The 15,523-nt window shown below is 67.1% G+C and carries 8 protein-coding genes; 6 read left to right on the forward strand and 2 right to left on the reverse strand.

Annotated elements, in window-relative coordinates; all coding sequences use genetic code 11:
- Positions 1-50 precede the first annotated feature (50 nt).
- The 6 genes from N0B71_RS20580 (at position 51) to N0B71_RS20610 (ending at position 10,883) form a co-directional block, all read left to right on the forward strand.
- Positions 51-395 carry a cupin domain-containing protein gene (locus N0B71_RS20580; protein WP_184595441.1) on the forward strand — a complete coding sequence of 115 codons (345 nt, stop codon included), beginning with the start codon at positions 51-53 and terminating at the stop codon, positions 393-395.
- 226 nt (positions 396-621) lie between these two features.
- Positions 622-1,527 (forward strand): hypothetical protein, encoded by a 906-nt coding sequence (locus tag N0B71_RS20585; protein ID WP_259754596.1) that lies wholly within the window; start codon positions 622-624, stop codon positions 1,525-1,527.
- Positions 1,528-2,287: 760 nt separating this feature from the next.
- Complete coding sequence (locus N0B71_RS20590) at positions 2,288-7,315, forward strand: YadA-like family protein (protein WP_311197167.1); 5,028 nt, start codon at positions 2,288-2,290, stop codon at positions 7,313-7,315.
- A 63-nt stretch (positions 7,316-7,378) separates the two neighbouring features.
- Positions 7,379-8,185: an OmpA family protein gene (locus N0B71_RS20600; RefSeq protein ID WP_259754598.1), complete on the forward strand. Its 807-nt coding sequence runs from the start codon at positions 7,379-7,381 to the stop codon at positions 8,183-8,185.
- Positions 8,186-8,267: 82 nt separating this feature from the next.
- On the forward strand, positions 8,268-9,170 hold the full coding sequence (locus tag N0B71_RS20605) for a hypothetical protein (protein ID WP_259754599.1): 903 nt from the start codon (positions 8,268-8,270) through the stop codon (positions 9,168-9,170).
- A 153-nt stretch (positions 9,171-9,323) separates the two neighbouring features.
- Complete coding sequence (locus N0B71_RS20610) at positions 9,324-10,883, forward strand: methyltransferase regulatory domain-containing protein (protein WP_259754600.1); 1,560 nt, start codon at positions 9,324-9,326, stop codon at positions 10,881-10,883.
- A 67-nt stretch (positions 10,884-10,950) separates the two neighbouring features.
- Here the strand turns inward: N0B71_RS20610 and N0B71_RS20615 are convergent, their stop codons facing one another.
- Both N0B71_RS20615 and N0B71_RS20620 read right to left on the reverse strand, forming a co-directional pair.
- Entirely contained in the window at positions 10,951-12,384 is a 1,434-nt protein-coding gene (locus N0B71_RS20615; protein WP_442964688.1) for an efflux transporter outer membrane subunit, read from the reverse strand.
- A gap of 5 nt (positions 12,385-12,389) precedes the next feature.
- Positions 12,390-15,521, reverse strand: a complete 3,132-nt coding sequence (locus N0B71_RS20620; RefSeq protein ID WP_259754602.1) for an efflux RND transporter permease subunit — start codon at positions 15,519-15,521, stop codon at positions 12,390-12,392.
- Positions 15,522-15,523 lie beyond the last annotated feature (2 nt).

Below are 15,523 nucleotides of genomic sequence, written 5' to 3' on the forward strand. Positions count from 1 at the left end.
CGGTGCGGTGACTATGGTGGCGGACCCTCACCGGAACGACTGGAGCTGTCATGTCCGACTTCATTACCGTACTGCGCGACACCTGCCCGACGCCCGTGCTGGACGCCACCAAGTGGAAGCGCATCGGCGGCGACCCGCACACCGTCAACCTCAACGCCTACCTGTCGGCGGACGGCAGCAAGATCATGGGCACCTGGATCTGCACCCCCGGCAAGTTCGAGGTCAACTACGAGAAGTGGGAGTACTGCCACTTCCTCGACGGCTACTGCGTCATCACCCCTGAGGGCGAACAGCCGATCCATCTGCGCGCCGGCGACGTGTTCGTCATCGAACCGGGCATGAAGGGCACCTGGGAAGTCGTGGAGACCGTGCGCAAGTACTTCGTCTTTGCCTGAGCCGTAGCGTGCCGGCACGGCGCGATGAAAAAGGGAGCCCCAGGGCTCCCTTTTTTCATGCGTCGGCAAGGGGGGGCACACGGTCGGGGGCTTGTTGGGAATATTCCCATGCCTATCTCAGGCCTGACGGGCCTCTCCGCTACGCAGGCAATCTCTAGAATCCGGCAGCTGTCGGCGCTGCCTTTCACGGGCGCTGCATCCATTCATCCCGTGGTAAGGCATGTCCATGAAGTTCAAGGTAGTCGTCGTCTCTCTCTTCCTCGGCAGCGCGCTGGTCGGCTGTGATCAGGCGAGCAAGACCCCTGCCGACCCGGCCAACTGGCTCAGTGTGCCGACGCTACCGATCATCCAGGATGCCATCCTGCCGTTGGCGCCCACCTTCAATGGCCAGCGCGATGGCGTGCTGAGCCAGCAGATCTGCGCTCTGGCCACCGGCAAGGCCACCCAGGACCAGGTGAACGAGCAGCTCAGAAAGCTGAACATCGAACCGACGCGCCTGCCGCTGACCAGCAATGACGCCGTGGCCCTGCTGGTCAATGGCAACTCCGCCGCCCAGGTCATCGCGTGCGCCGCCTACCAGGCCACCGAGGTCCTGAGCCCGGTGGACATGCGCGAGTTCATCAAGCCCGCCAACCCGGCCGCCAAGCCGGAAGAGCATGAAAAGGCTGCCGAGGCCGGCAAGGAAAAGGACAAGGCAAAGCCGGCCGAAGTCGATGCCACCCGCGTTGCCCAGGTACTGCCGCTGCGCATTGCGCGGGCCCGCGCCGACGCGGATGTCTTCGCGCTGATCGCCGAGCAGCTGCAACGCACGCCGGGCCTGAGCATCCAGGAATACCGCGACAAGGCGCGCAACCTGTTCATCCGCCTGGCGCCGACCTACCTGGATCGCGTCGCCCAGCAGATGCCGCCGACCAACGCCAGCTACCAGGTGCAGCAGATGGATGCGCGGCGTTTCGTCTTCAGCAACAACCTGGGCGCGCGCTTCGATTACTCCGTGGAAAACGGCCTGGTGCTGAGCCAGAACGGCCTGCTCTGGTATGGCAACGGGCACCTGCTGGGCACCGCTTATCGTCTGCGTGCGGCCTACTTCTCCGCAGATGTCGCGAAACTGCTGAGTGCCAGAAAGCCCTGAGTACTCGCTGCCCGGCGCCGCACAGAAGAGCGCGCCAGACCCCTGACGAAAATCCCGGCTCCGGCCGGGATTTTTGTTTTTCGCCTCCCCGTAAAAAGCCGGCCCGATTCGCCCTGACGCTGGCGCGCAGCGGTCGTCGCGGCGGGCAGAAAAAGCCCCGTTTTCCAGCACCAGCAAATTCCTACCGGCCAATCAGGGTTGGCTTCATGTCCCAGGATTCCTGCCGTCGCTAGCATGCTTTTCATCAGGATTATCTGGAGATAATTCATGTCATTAACGGCAGAACTTAAAGTGATTTCTAATGAGATGAACCCGCGTGCGCGCGCCGTATCCGGCGCCGCCAGCTGCAAGTGGCGTAGCCCGCTCGTTCATCGCCACAGTGGGGGCGGCGTTGTCCTGGCTCCCCGCGTCGGCCCTATCGAATTTGCCGTTGATCATCGTCCCTCTCCGATCCCTGGGCTCTCGGGCTTGCCTACGGCGCGTACCTCCGCGCCTGAGCGCTCCGAGCCCTGCTCTGACGAGCTCGCCTCGTGTCCTGTAAATCGCGGCATCCCCCTGCACGTTCAGCGCGGGCTGCCGGTGCGTTTTTCCTGAATCGAGTTGACGTCGGGCATCTCCTGGCGGGCGGCAGCTGTTGTTCCAGACGCTCACGCCGCAAGCCGAGTGATGCCCCAGACACCCGCGTTGAACCAGTGCGTTGCGAATGGACGCGCACTGGGCGCGGCGAGTGCCAACGGATTCTGCTTTCCCAGGAGTCATGATGAACAAGGTGTATCGTTTGGTGTGGAACGCCGCCCTCAATGCGTGGGTGGTCGCCTGTGAATTCGCCACTGCCAAGGGCAAGGGCAAGAGCGGCTCGCGCCGCAAGAAGGTACGCGGGGCAGGGCTGGCAGCCACCTCGCTGGCGCTGGCCATCGGCGCCTCGCAAGCCGCCTGGGCCGATGATGTCCAGGTCGGCAACCTGATCGATTCCAGCGTGGCGGTCGGCACTACCGCCGCCGCGCCGAGTGCGGTTTCGTCCTCGGCGGCGCTGGCCTATTCGACGGCGTTGGGCGACTACCGCGCGACGGAGGAAACCCCGTCTGCTGCGCTCGCCAGCACCAGCTATTCCGTTGCGCCGGCATCCAGTGCCGACGCCACCCCCAGCACGAAAACCGCGTTGCTGGGCGCGACCCTGAAGAGCTCCGCCGGCAGCACGGAGTCGCATTACTTCAGCGTCAACGACAACAACGTCCAAAGCGCCAACTACCTCAACGACGGCGCGGTCGGCACCAATGCGACGGCCGCCGGCGTAGGCGCGAAAACCAATGGCGCGCGCGCCACTGCGCTGGGTTACAACACCAGCGCGGGCGCCATCGACAGCCTGGCGCTGGGCTCGGGCTCGAGCACCACGGCGATCGGCAGCATGGCCATCGGCACCGGGGCATCCACCGCCGGGGTGAACGCTATCGCCCAGGGCTTCGGCGCCACCGCGACGCCCAACGACTCCATCGCCATTGGCACCAATGCCCAGACGAAGGCTAACGACGCCAGCATCGCCATCGGCAAGGACACCGTTGCGCAGTCCATCCTCGGCCCGGGTTCGGTCGCGCTGGGCAACGAAGCCCAGGCCCTGAACAGCGGCAGCGTGGCCATCGGTTACCAGGCGCTGGCAGACGAGGCCAACCCGCCCAGTGCCTTCACCGGCAACGTCGCTATCGGCCGCATGGCGCACGCGACCAACAGCTTGTCCGATCCGAGCGAGGCGTCCACCGCTGTCGGCAACGAGTCGTTCGCCGACAAGGGCGGCGTCGGCATCGGCGAGCGCACCAATGCGGCCGGCAAGCTGAGCACCGCGCTGGGCAACTCCGCCTCGGCGACCATGGACAACGCCGTGGCCGTAGGCGCCAAGGCCAAGGCCACGGCGGTCGACGCGGTCGCCATCGGTAACGGCGCAGCGGCACAGCAGGCGCGCTCGGTGGCGCTGGGCGTCAGCTCGACCACCAGCGCGGCGGTCGCCACCCAGAACATCCAGATCGGCAACACCACCTACGACTTCGCCGGTGTGGCGCCGACCAGCACCGTCAGTATCGGCAACGTGGGCAACGAACGGACCCTGACCAACGTCGCCGCCGGCCGCATCAGCCGCACCAGTACCGATGCCATCAATGGCTCGCAGCTGTTCGCGGTCACCTCGGCAGTCGAAGACGTGGCGTCCACGCCGCTCACCTTCGCCGGCAATACCGGCAGCACCGCCAAGCAACTGGGCGATACCCTGACCATCCAGGGCGCTGGCAGCACGGCCGGCACCTACAGCGGCGCGAACCTGAAAACCGAGGTCGACGCCAACGGCCAGCTCAACCTGCTGATGGCGGACAACCCGGCCTTCACCAGCGTGACGGCGGGCGGCACCACGACCCTGGACGCCTCCGGCCTGACCATCGCCAATGGCCCGAGCGTGACCACGGCCGGCATCGATGCCGGCGGCCAGCAGATCAAGCATGTGGCCCAGGGCACCGATGGCACCGACGCGGTCAACGTCGATCAGCTGAACGACTCCATCAACCGTTCGGCCAAGACGCATTACTACAGCGTCAACGACAACGGCGTGCAGGGCGACAACTACAATAACGACGGTGCCACCGGTGTGAACGCGCTGGCCGCCGGCGTGGGCGCCAAGGCCTCGCAGGATGGCGCCGTGGCACTGGGCTCCGGCTCGGTCACCGATGCCGCCGTGGCCACCACCGGCACCACCATTGCCGGCACCGACTACCAGTTCGCTGGCACTGCGCCGACCAGCACCGTCAGCGTGGGCAGCGTCGGCAACGAGCGCACCATCACCAACGTCGCCGCTGGCCGCCTGAGCGCCACCAGCACTGATGCGATCAACGGCTCGCAGCTATTCGCCACCAACGCGGCCATCGATCACCTCGATGCCGGTGCGGTGAAGTACGACAGCAATCCGGACGGCAGCATCAACTACGGCAGCGTCACCCTGGGTGGCGATACCTACAACAGCACCACGAAGACCGGTGGCACGCGCATCACCAACGTCGCTGCCGGCGTGAATGGCGGCGATGCCGTCAACGTCGACCAGCTGAACAGCAGCGTCGATGGCGCCAAGTCGCACTACTACAGCGTCAATGACAACGGCGTGCAGGGCGACAACTACAACAACGACGGTGCCACCGGTGTGAACGCACTGGCTGCCGGCGTGGGCGCCAAGGCGGCGCAGGACGGCGCCGTGGCGCTGGGCTCCGGCTCGGTTACCGATGCGGCCGTGGCCACCACCGGCACTACTATCGCCGGCACCGACTACCAGTTCGCCGGCAACGCACCGACCAGCACCGTCAGCGTGGGTAGCGTCGGCAATGAGCGCACCCTCACCAACGTCGCCGCTGGCCGCCTGAGCGCCACCAGCACTGATGCGGTCAACGGCTCGCAGCTGTTCGCCACCAATTCGGCCATCGAGCACCTCGATGCCGGTGCGGTGAAGTACGACACCAATCCGGACGGCAGCATCAACTACGGCAGCGTCACCCTGGGTGGCGATACCTACAACAGCACCACGAAGACTGGCGGCACGCGCATCACCAACGTCGCTGCCGGCGTGAATGGCGGCGATGCCGTCAACGTCGACCAGCTGAACAGCAGCGTCGATGGCGCCAGGTCGCACTACTACAGCGTCAATGACAACGGCGTGCAGGGCGACAACTACAACAACGACGGTGCCACCGGTGTGAACGCACTGGCCGCCGGCGTAGGCGCCAAGGCTGCGCAGGATGGCGCCGTGGCACTGGGCTCCGGCTCGGTTACCGACGCCGCCGTCGCCACCACCGGCACCACCATTGCCGGCACCAGCTACCAGTTCGCCGGCAACGCACCGACCAGCACTGTCAGCGTGGGCAGCGTCGGCAACGAGCGCACCATCACCAACGTTGCCGCTGGCCGCCTGAGCGCCACCAGCACTGATGCGGTCAACGGCTCGCAGCTGTTCGCCACCAACGCGGCCATCGATCACCTCGATGCCGGCGCGGTGAAGTACGACCTGAACGCTGATGGCAGCATCAACTACAACAGCGTCACCCTGGGTGGTGACACCTACGACAAGAGCAGCAAGACCGGTGGCACGCGCATCACCAACGTCGCGCGCGGCGTGGATGACAGCGATGCGGTGAACATGTCTCAGCTCAACGAGACCAACGCCCAGGTCGCGCAGAACACCACCAACATCGGTGATGTGGACGGTCGCGTCACCAATATCTATGACACCGGCACCAAGTACTTCCACGCCAATTCCACCGGCACCGACGCCGTGGCTTCCGGCCAGGATTCCGTGGCCATCGGCATGGGCGCGGTCTCCGGCCAGGCCAACAGCGTGGCGCTGGGCGCAGGCTCGGTCACCGACGCTGCCGTAGCCACCACCGGCACCACGCTTCGCGGGGTGAACTACACCTTCGCCGGCACCTCGCCGACCAGCACCGTCAGCGTCGGCAGCGTCGGTAACGAGCGCACCATCACCAACGTCGCGGCCGGCCGCCTGAGCGAGACCAGCACCGATGCCGTCAACGGCTCGCAGCTGTATGCGACCAACCAGGCCCTGGAAACCATCACCGCGGGCGTCGGCACCCTGGACAAGGGCGCGGTCAAGTACGTGACCAAGCCTGACGGCAGCATCGACTACAGCACCGTCAACCTGGGTGGCGACACCTACGACAGCACCACCAGGACCGGCGGCACGCGCATCACCAACGTGGCGGCGGGCGTGGACGGCGGCGACGCGGTCAACGTCGATCAGCTCAACGTCGCAATGTCCAACGCCGAGACGCACTACTACAGCGTCAACGACAATGGGCAGAAGGGCGGCAACTACGCCAACGACGGCGCCCAGGGCAAGAACTCCCTGGCCGCCGGCGTCAACGCCAGCGCCACTTCCGACGCCGGCGTGGCGCTGGGCAGCGACTCGGTGGCCAAGCGTGATGCGGGCACTGCCGGGTATGTGCCGGCCACGGCGACCGACGAGCAGGCCAAGGCCATCGCCGCGACCACCAGCACTCGCGGTGCGGTGAGCGTGGGCGACGCCGACAACGGTGTTTATCGCCAGATAACCGGCGTAGCCGCCGGCAGCGAAGACAGCGATGCGGTCAACGTTGCCCAGTTGAAGAGCGTGGCCAACAACGCCAATGCCAGCATCAGCAACGTCGCTGACGGCAAGGACGGCATGTTCCAGGTGAACAACACCAGCAACCTGGCCAAGCCCAAGGCGACCGGCAAGGATGCGGTGGCTGGCGGCGCCGGTGCCCAGGCCTCGGGCGACAACGCCGTGGCCGTCGGTACGCGCTCGAAGGCGACCGCCAGCAACTCGGTGGCCCTGGGCAACGACTCGGTGGCCGATCGCGCTAACTCGGTGTCCGTCGGCAGCGCCGGCGCCGAGCGGCAGATCACCAACCTGGCCGCGGGCAGCGCCGATACCGATGCCGTCAACGTCGCCCAGCTGAACAAGGCGACCGGCGACATCAACAACAACATCAACGGCGTCTACACCGACCTCAAGCGCGACCTGAAGAAACAGGACGACACCCTGAGCGCCGGTATCGCCGGAGCGCTGGCCGCCGCGACGCTGCCGCAGCCGTATACGCCGGGCGCCAGCATGGCCTCGGTCGGCATGGGCAACTACCGCGGGCAGAACGCCCTGGCGATCGGTGTGTCGCGCATCTCCGACAACGGCAAATGGGTCACCAAGCTGTCGGGCAACACCGACACCCAGGGCCAGTTCGGCGTGTCGGTCGGCGTGGGTTACCAGTGGTAATTCCTTCCTGAACGAAGGGGCCGGTGCTGCCGGGCCCTTCGCGGATCTTTCGAGGTTTATCAGATGTTCGAGCAATACAAACTGGGCGGCCTGAAGCTCGCCCTGGCGGCTTCCGCGCTGGCTGCGCTGACCGCCTGCGGTACCGTCAGCGACGTCGATTCGGCAGGGCACACCCAGGAGCCGGTATTCCCGGCGATGAAGGACGCCAGCATGCCCGAAGGCAGCTACGTCAACCTGGAGAACCTGGGCAAGATGCGCCCCGGCATGACCAAGCATCAGGTGCAGGACCTGCTGGGCCACCCGCAGTTCTCCGAAGGCATGTTCGGCGTGCGCGAGTGGGACTACATCTTCAAGTTCCGCCAGGCCGAGGGCCAGCCGGACAAGGTCTGCCAGTACAAGGTGCTCTACGACACCGACTACATGGCCCAGTCCTTCTACTTCCACCCGGCCGACTGCCTGCAGCAGGCGCCGGCGCCGGTTCCTGCGCCCGCACCGCAACCGCGTGCGCGCACCCTGAACCTGGCGGCGGATGCCTCGTTCGCCTTCGGCAGCGCGGTGCTGCGCCCGGAAGGCAAGGCGAAGCTGGACGAGCTGGCCGAAGGCCTGAAGGGCGCCGAGCTGATTTCCCTGGACATCGTCGGCTATACCGACCGCATCGGCAGCGTGCAGAGCAACATCCAGCTGTCCCAGGCCCGCGCCAATGCGGTGCGCAGCTACCTGATCCAGCACGGCGTATCCGGCGCGCTGATCAGCGCCGAAGGCCGTGGCCCGGCCGAGCCGCTGGTGAACTGCCCGGGCGCGGCGACGCCCGAGGTGATCGCCTGTCTGGCACCCAACCGCCGCACCAGCGTGGCGGTCCAGGCGAGGTAATCGCCAGGCGCGGCTCACTGCCGCGCCTTTTTTTATTTCCACCGAACTTCCTTTTTTTCATTCCTCCATTGCGCTGCTTTCGATGATCTCCCGATATTTCTGCTTCGCCCTGTTCCTGGGCTCCCTGGCGCTGTCCGGCTGCAAGGACCCGCAACCGCCGCAGTCGCGCCCGGCTGAGGCCGTTCACCGCGAGTGGCTGAGCCTGCCCGCCTTGCCGTTCCTGCAGGGCGCGGTGCTGGCGCTGGCGCCCAGGCTCGAGGATGGCCTCACGCCGGAATTGATGAACCAGATTTGCGGCCTGGCGCGCGGCAACGCCACCCAGGAGCAGGTGAATGCCTTCCTGGCCCAGCAGAAGGTCGACACCGCGGCAGCGGCCAAGCGCAATCCAGCCCTGGCGTTGCTGAGCAATGGTGACCGCGCGGGGCAGGCCACGCTGTGTGCGGCGCACCTGGCGAGCACGGCGTTCTCCCTCGCCGACCTGCAGCCCTTGCAGGCGGTGCAGGGCGGCTCCGCCAACGGTAAGGCAGAGACGGACGTCGCCGCGGAGACGGTCACTGACCAGGCCAGCCTGACGATGCTGCTGTCGGTGCGCCTGGCCATCGCCCGTGCCAACGCCGATGTGTTCACGTTGATCGCCAGCGAGCTGCAGCGGCGCCCCGGACTCAATCCGCTGGAGATCCGCGAACAGGCGCAGCAGCTGTTCGGCCGCCTGGCGCCGACCTACCTGGCGCGGGTGCGCGCGCAGTTCCCGGCGTCGGGCACCACCATCGAGGTGTTGCACCTGGATAAAAACTCGCTGGAATTCACCTCATCCGATGGCGCTGAACTCACCTTGCGCAACGGCCAGTTGAGCCTTCGCCAGCATGGTGCGCTGGCCTATGGCGAGGGTCGCCTGCATGGCTTGAATCGCCCGCTGCAGGTGGCTTACTTCGACGGCCAAGCCGCGGCGCAGTTGGCGCCGCCGGGGACGGAAACCGGCCACTGAGTGATTCGTCGGCGGGCGGACGAATATCCTGTCAGAAAAATCCTTAATCGGTTTTGAGGTGCAGTACCGCGTTGGGCGGGGCGGCAGAATGCGCGCAAGTCTTGTCGGCCCATTCGACGAGGTCATACCCCGCATCCAGTAGGCAACTCTTCCGTGTCCGCATCCGCTACGCCGCTTCCGTCTTCCCAGGTCAATTCCGCCCAGCTCTTCCGTTGTCACCCGCATTCCGCGCCCGAGCACCTGGCCGTGCTGGCCTGGTTGTTCGGGCTGGAGCCGCCGAAGGTGGAAAAGGCCCGGGTGCTGGAGCTGGGCTGCGGCGCGGGCAGCAACCTGGTGCCGTTCGCGGTGCGCCACCGCCGCGCCAAGGTGCTGGGTGTCGATGCGTCGGCCGAGCGCATCAAGCAGGGACAGCAGACGGTCCGCCAGCTCGGGCTGGGCAACCTGCGCCTGCATGCCGCCGCGCTGGAGGAGATCACCGCGGAGTTTGGCGAGTTCGACTACATCATCTGCCATGGCCTCTACAGCCATCTGTCCGCGATGGATCGCCGCGAGGTCATGCGCATCTGCAAGGAGAACCTGGCGGCCAATGGCGTCGCCTATGTCAGCTGCAATACCTATCCGGGCTGGAAGTCCCGGGAGATGGTGCGCGATGCCATGCTGCTGCGCCTGGATGGCCGCGCTCTCGACGCGCAGGCGCTGGCCGAGGCGCAGGGCATGTTCGATTTCCTCAAGCGCTGGGCGAACCTGGGTGGCAACGCGCTCAAGGGGGCGGTGGAGGAGTGCGAGTCGCTGCGTGGGGACCCGGCGCGCCTGTCGGCGTTCCTCGAACCGAACAACACGCCGTTCTACTTCTCCGACTTCGTGCAGCGCTTCGAGCAGCACGGCCTGGCGTACCTGGCCGATACCCGCGCGGCGGGCATGTTCATCAGCCATTTCCCCGAGGGAGTGCAGCAGGCGCTGCTCAACGAGTGCGGGCACAGCCAGGTGGCCATGGAGCAGTACATGGACATCCTGACCAACCGCAGCACCCGGCAGACGCTCCTGGTGCACGCCGACAAGGCCGGGGCGATCCGCTACCGGATGACCGCCGACCGCCTGGTCAAGCTGCACGTCGCCGGCCGTTTTGAATGCGAAGGCGCGGTGCAGCTGGACGACAGCGAGCAGCAGTTCCTGGTGGCTGACGGGCGCCGTATCGGCTTGCGCGGCGCCGCGATGAAGGTCGCCGCCTACCGCCTCAACGAGGTCTGGCCGCGCACGCAGAACCTGCCGGCGCTGCTGGCCTACATCGAGCAGCAACTGGGCACGCTGCCGGCCAGGGCCGAGCCGCAGTTGCTCGACCTGTTCGAGCACATCGTGGTGGCCGACCTGGGCCGCTATCGCCTGGTGCCGGTGATCGGCGGGCCGGGCGCGGCGGGCATGCCGCGGGTCGATCCGGAAGTCATCGGCTTTGCGCAGTTGAGCGGAGGCGGTGAGGGCAGCGTGACCTTCAACCCCTGGCACGAGGCGATCACCCTGGATGCGTTCTCGGCGCTGCTGTTGCCGTTGCTGGATGGCTGCCACACCCAGGACGAATTGCTCGAAGCCATCGCCGAGGCGGTTGCCGAAGGGCGGCTGGGCTTCCTGCGTGACGACCAGCCGATCACCGACCGGGAGGAACTGGGCAGGATCGGTGTGCTGCACCTGAACCGGGTGCTGGAGTCGCTGCTCGCCTGAAGCGTTGCGCTGCACAAGAAGAGGCCCCGGCAGATTGCCGGGGCCTTTGCGTTACAGCGGCGAAGGATCAGCGCCGCGCCGTCACGTCACCGCTCCAGCCGCCGCCCAGCGCGCGGAACAGATCCACCAGGGCGATCTGCCGCTGGGTGCTGGTCTCGATGTAGGCCGACTCGTTGATGAAGTGGCTGCGCTGGGCGTCGAGGTAGCGCAGGTGGCTGTCGACGCCGCCTTCGTAACGCGCCTTGGCCAGCTTCAGGGTTTCGCCGGTGGTGTTGGCCAGCGCCCGGCGCGCGGCCTCTTCGCGGCGCAGCGTGTCGGTGGCCGCGAGCGCGTCGGCGACTTCGCGGAACGCCGTCTGGATGGTGCCTTCGTAGGCGGCCACCGCCGAGTCCTTGCGCACCTTGGCCAGGTCCAGGTTGGCGCTGTTGCGCCCCGCGTCGAAGATCGGCAGCGACAGGGTCGGCACGAAGCTCCACGAACGCGAGCCACCGTCGAACAACCCGGACATTTCCGCGCTGGAGGTACCGAAGCTGCCGGTCAGGCTGATGCGCGGGAAGAACGCCGCGCGCGCCGCGCCGATGTCGGCGTTGCGCGCCTTGAGCACGTGCTCGGCGGCGAGGATGTCCGGGCGCCGCTCGATCAGCTCGGATGGGGTGCCGGGGGCGATGTCCTGGATCAGCATGGGCGTGGACTGCGGCACCTGCGGGATGCGCTGGGCGGCATCGCGGGTGCCGAGCAGCAGCACCAGGGCATTGAGCGCCTGCTGCTTCTGCCGCGCGTTGCTTTCCAGCTCGGCGCGGGACTGTTCCACCAGCCCCAGCGCTTCCTGGTAGTCCAGCGCGGTGGCCGCGCCGGCGCTGCGCCGCTGGCTGATCAACCCGAGCGAATCCTCGCGGCTGGCCAGGGTCTGCTCGGTCAGCTGCAGGCGGCGCTGGGCGCCGTCGTAGGTGAGATAGGCCTGGCTGACTTCGGCGATCAGCGCGATGCGCGCGCTACGCCCGGCTTCTTCGCTGGACAGGTACTGCTCCAGCGCCGCGTCGGTCAGGCTCTTCACCCGGCCGAACAGGTCCAGTTCGTACTCGGGCAGCGCCAGGCCGACCTGGTAGCTGCTGCTCACCGCCGAGCCGCCGCCGTTGGACAGGTCCGCCGGCAGGCGCTGGCGATTGCCGTTGGCGGCCGCGTTCAGCCCCGGCACGCGGTCGGCGCGCTGGATGCGGTATTGCGCGCGGGCCTGTTCGATGTCCAGCAGGGTCTGGCGCAGGGAGCGGTTGTTGTCCAGCGCCACGCTGACCAGTTCGCGCAGTTCGCTGTCGACGATGAAGGTCTGCCAGTCGAGGTGGCTGGCGGCGGCGCCGGGCTGGGCGGCGGGGCCGCTCCAGCGCTGTGCAACCGGTGCCTCGGGGCGCTCGTAGGTGGGCGCCAGGGAGCAACCGCCCAGAATCATCGCCAGCACCAGCACGCTTGGGGTAAGCGCGCTGGTGGCAAAGGCGGGTGTGCGCAGGGTGATCATCGCGCGGCCTCCGTGGGTTGATGCGCAGGTTTGGGCTGGCGACGCAGCAGCGACAGCAGCCAGACGAAGCAGATGGGCACGAAGATCACCCCGAGCAGCGTGGCGCTGAGCATCCCGCCGATCACCCCGGTGCCGATGGCGCGCTGGCTGGCGGCGCCGGCGCCGCTGGCGAGCACCAGCGGCACCACGCCGAGGATGAAGGCCATGGAGGTCATGATGATCGGGCGGAAGCGCAGGCGCGCGGCCTGGATCGCGGCGTCGCGCAGGCTGTGGCCCTGTTCCCAGAGCTCCTTGGCGAACTCGACGATGAGGATCGCGTTCTTCGCCGCCAGACCGATGATGGTGATCAGGCCGACCTTGAAATACACGTCGTTGGGCAGCCCGGTGACCGTCACCGCGAGCACCGCGCCCAGGGCGCCGATGGGCACGATGAGCATCACCGACAGCGGGATCGCCCAGCTCTCGTAGAGCGCCACCAGCAGCAGGAACACCATCAGGATCGCCAGGGCGAACAGCTGCGTGGCCTGGCCGCTGGCGACCTTCTCCTGGTAGGAGAGGCCGGTCCATTCGTAACCGATGCCGTGCGGCAGCTCGCTCACCAGGCGCTGCATTTCCGCCATGGCTTCGCCGGTGCTGACGCCGGGTGCGGCGTCGCCGGCGATGCGGATGGTCGGGTAGCCGTTGTAGCGCGCCAGCTGCACCGGGCCTTCTTCCCAGCGGGTGCTGACGAAGGCGGAGAGCGGCACCAACTCGCCGGCGTTGTTGGGCACGTAGAGCTTGAGCACGGCTTCCGGGGTCATCCGGTCGCCCTGTTCGGCCTGCACCACCACGCGTTGCTGGCGGCCGGCGTTGGCGAAGTCGTTGATCACCGCCGAGCCGAAGGCGGTGGACAACGCGCTGCTGATGGACTCGAAACTCACGCCCAGGGTGCGTGCCTTTTCGCGGTCGATCTCCAGGCGCAGCTGGGGCGCTTCGGCGAGGCCTTCCATCATGGCGTAGAGAATCTTCGGGTTGCCGTTGGCCTGGCCGAGCAACTGGTCGCGGGCCGCCAGCAGCGCGTCGCGACCCAGGCCGGCGCGGTCCTGCAGGCGCAGCGAGAAGCCGCCGGAGTTGCCCAGGCCATCGATCGGCGGCGGGGTGACGGCCATGATCGCACCGTCGCTGATACCGGCGAAACGCTCGTTGACTGCCGCGGTTTCCGCCTCGGCGGACTGCGACTTGTCACGCACGGACCAGTCCTTCAGGGTCGGGAAGGCCAGCGCGGCGTTCTCGCCCATGCCGGAGAAGCTGAAGCCCATCACCAGGAAGGACGACGCCACGGCCTCGCGGGATTTCAGGAACTGCTCCAGCTCCTGGCCGGTGACGTCGGCCCGCGCACGGGTGGCGCCCGGCGGCAGCTGGATATCGACGATCATGTAGCCCTGGTCTTCCACCGGCACGAAGGACTCCGGCAGGCGCAGGTAGCTGTAGCCGAGCAGGGCGACGATGCCGGCGTAGATCAGCATGTAGCGCCCGGCACGTTTCACCAGCGCGGTATTGAGCAGGGTGTAACGTTCGGTCAGGCGGGCGAAGCCGCGGTTGAAGGCGCCGAAGAAGCCGCGCTTCTCGTGGTGGCCTTCGGGGATCGGCTTGAGCAGCGTCGCACACAGCGCCGGGGTGAAGGTGAGGGCGAGGAAGCCGGAGAACAGGATCGACACCGCCAGCGACAGGGAGAACTGCTGGTAGATCACGCCCACGGAGCCGGCCATGAACGCCAGCGGCATGAACACCGCCGACAGCACCAGGGTGATGCCGACGATCGCGCCGGAGACCTGGCCCATCGCCTTGACCGTCGCGGCCGCCGGGGAGAGGCCTTCCTCGGCCATGATCCGCTCGACGTTCTCCACCACCACGATGGCGTCGTCCACCAGGATGCCGATGGCCAGCACCATGCCGAACATGGTCATCATGTTCACCGAGAAGCCCAGCAGGTACATCATCGTCAGCGTGCCGAGCAGGCACACCGGCACCACGATGGCCGGGATCAGCGTGTAACGCACGTTCTGCAGGAACAGGAACATCACCAGGAACACCAGCACCATGGCTTCGAGCAGGGTGTGGATCACCTTCTCGATGGCCACGTCGACGAAACGCGAGGTGTCGTAGGGCACGGAGTATTCGACGTCGGCGGGGAAGTTCACCGACAGCTCGGCCAGCCGCTGCTTCACCAGCGCGGCGGTCTGCAGGGCGTTGGCGCCGGGGGAGAGCTGAATGGCGCCGGCCACGGTGGGCTTGCCATCCAGGCGCGCGGTGAAGTTGTAGCTCTCGCTGCCCACTTCCAGGCGTGCGACGTCGGCCAGTTTCACGCTGGAGCCGTCCGGGTTGGCGCGCAGGACGATGCGCCCGAATTCCGCCGGGTCGTCCAGGGTGCCTTTCACGGCGAGGGTGGCGGTCAGCTCCTGCTCGGCGTTGCCGGGGGAGGCGCCGAAGCTGCCGGCCGGGACCTGCACGTTCTGCCCGCGAATGGCGTTGCCCACGTCATCGATGGACAGCCCGTAGCCGACCAGCTTCTGCGGGTCGATCCACACCCGCATGGCCGCTTCGGAGGAGAAGAACTGCAGCTTGCCGACGCCTTGTACGCGGCGCAGCTCGTTGTTGATGTTGCGAGCGGCGTAGTCGCCCAGCGCCGTGGTGTCGGTGCGCGCGGAGCCTTCCTTGTAGTTCAGCGCGTAGATCAGCAGGAAGCCGGCGCTGGTCTGCTCGACCTCCAGCCCTTGCGTGAGCACGGCTTGCGGCAGGCGCGCCTCGGCCTTCTTCAGGCGGTTCTGCACGTCCACCTGGGCCAGTTCCGGGTTGGTGCCGGGCTGGAAGGTGACCACCACTTCGGCCATGCCGTTGGAGTTGCTGGTGGATTCGAAGTAGAGCAGGCCCTTGGCGCCGTTGAGCTCTTCCTCGATCACGCTGGTGACCGAGTCCACCAGCACCTGCGCGGAGGCGCCGGGGTAGGTGGCAGTGACGGTGATCTGCGGCGGCGCGACGCTGGGGTACTGGGCCACCGGCAGCAGCGGGATGGCCAGCAGGCCGGCCAGGGAAATGAACAGCGCCACCACCCACGCGAAGTTGGGGCGCTTGATGAAGAACAGTGACATGA

The sequence above is a fragment of the Pseudomonas sp. GCEP-101 genome (assembly GCF_025133575.1).
Classification (GTDB): domain Bacteria; phylum Pseudomonadota; class Gammaproteobacteria; order Pseudomonadales; family Pseudomonadaceae; genus Pseudomonas; species Pseudomonas nitroreducens_B.